The organism is Aeromonas sp. QDB25 (genome assembly GCF_027707725.1).
GTDB lineage: Bacteria > Pseudomonadota > Gammaproteobacteria > Enterobacterales > Aeromonadaceae > Aeromonas > Aeromonas caviae.
Window position 1 is genome coordinate 1 of sequence record NZ_JAPCIZ010000211.1, and the last position, 1208, is coordinate 1208.

Below are 1208 nucleotides of genomic sequence, written 5' to 3' on the forward strand. Positions count from 1 at the left end.
CAGGCACCGCTGAAACCCAACTCTCGGCACATGCTGGAACACATCGAGCGGCTGAAGACATTTCAGTTGGTGGACTTGCCCGAAGGCCTGGGCCGGCACATCCACCAGAACCGCCTGCTCAAGCTGGCCCGCGAGGGTGGGCAGATGACGCCCAAAGACCTCGGTAAGTTCGAGCCGCAGCGCCGCTACGCGACCCTGGCCGCCGTGGTGCTGGAGAGCACCGCGACCGTGATCGATGAGCTGGTCGATCTGCACGACCGCATCCTGGTCAAGCTGTTCAGCGGCGCGAAGCACAAGCATCAGCAGCAGTTCCAGAAGCAGGGCAAGGCGATCAACGACAAGGTGCGCCTGTACTCCAGGATCGGCCAGGCGCTGCTGGAAGCGAAGGAAAGCGGCAGCGACCCCTATGCCGCCATCGAGGCGGTGATTCCCTGGGACGAGTTCACCGAGAGCGTCAGCGAGGCCGAGCTGCTGGCCCGGCCGGAAGGCTTCGACCACCTGCACCTGGTCGGCGAGAACTTCGCCACCCTGCGCCGTTACACGCCGGCCTTGCTGGAGGTGCTGGAACTGCGCGCCGCGCCGGCCGCGCAAGGCGTGCTGGCAGCCGTGCAGACCCTGCGTGAGATGAACGCCGACAACCTGCGCAAGGTGCCGGCCGATGCACCCACGGCCTTCATCAAGCCGCGCTGGAAGCCGCTGGTGATCACCCCGGAAGGCCTCGACCGGAAATTCTACGAAATCTGCGCCCTGTCCGAGCTGAAGAACGCCCTGCGCTCCGGCGACATCTGGGTCAAGGGCTCGCGGCAGTTCCGCGACTTCGACGACTACCTGCTGCCGGCCGAGAAGTTCGCCGCACTCAAGCGCGAGCAGGCCCTGCCCCTGGCGATCAACCCGAACAGCGACCAGTACCTGGAAGAGCGTTTGCAGCTGCTGGACGAGCAGTTGGCCACCGTCACCCGCCTGGCCAAGGACAACGAGCTGCCCGATGCCATCCTCACCGAGTCAGGGCTGAAAATCACCCCGCTGGATGCGGCGGTGCCGGATCGGGCGCAGGCGCTGATCGACCAAACCAGCCAGTTACTGCCGCGCATCAAGATCACCGAACTGCTGATGGACGTGGACGACTGGACGGGCTTCAGCCGCCACTTCACCCACTTGAAGGACGGGGCCGAGGCCAAAGACAGGACGTTGCTGCTGTCCGCAATCCT

1 pseudogene is annotated in these 1208 nt (G+C 65.1%); it reads left to right on the forward strand.

Going from position 1 to position 1208, the window contains the following annotated elements:
- A pseudogene (locus tag PG883_RS23515) lies at positions 1 to 1208 on the forward strand (Tn3-like element TnAs1 family transposase); the annotation flags it as partial.